The sequence below is a fragment of the Pseudomonas sp. MF6751 genome (genome assembly GCF_016613265.1).
Classification (GTDB): Bacteria; Pseudomonadota; Gammaproteobacteria; order Pseudomonadales; family Pseudomonadaceae; genus Aquipseudomonas; species Aquipseudomonas fluorescens_BV.
This window is the reverse complement of sequence record NZ_JAENSV010000104.1, coordinates 1-521: the sequence shown is the minus strand read 5'-3', so window position 1 is coordinate 521 and position 521 is coordinate 1. Positions and strand designations below refer to the sequence as shown.

1 pseudogene is annotated in these 521 nt (G+C 63.5%); it reads left to right on the top strand.

Annotated features, from left to right (window positions below):
* Positions 1-521 (top strand): annotated as a pseudogene (locus tag JJD66_RS27925) (RHS repeat-associated core domain-containing protein); the annotation flags it as partial.

The following is a 521-nucleotide window of genomic DNA, read 5'->3' as shown; positions in this document are numbered from 1 at the left end:
CCCTGTTGCTGTGCCGTGGCTTTGAGCGCAGGGAAACCTACGTGCGTCACGGCGATTGCTTCCTGCTCGCGCACATCGAACTGCGCAACGGCGCAGGCGTCATGCTGCACCACGAATACCGCCATGCCGACCAACCGGTGCTGTCCGACCTGATCACCTACCAGGGCGACCTCAACAACGTCCATTTACATCTGGGCACGATGATCGATGACCACGGCCACCTCACAGGCCTGTGGGAAATACGCGACAGCGCGCCGGTGCGCCAACTGGCGGCTTATTACTACGATGCCCACGGCGACCTGATCAATGCCCAGGACGAAAACGGCGCGGCGTGGAGCTACCAATACCAGCACCACCTGATCACCCGCTACACCGACCGCACGCGGCGCGGCATGAACTTGCAATGGCAAGGCACCGGCCCCGACGCCAAGGCCGTGCGCGAATGGGCCGACGACGGCAGCTTCGACACGCGCCTGGAGTGGGACGAAAACATCCGCCTGACCTACGTCACCGACGCCCAC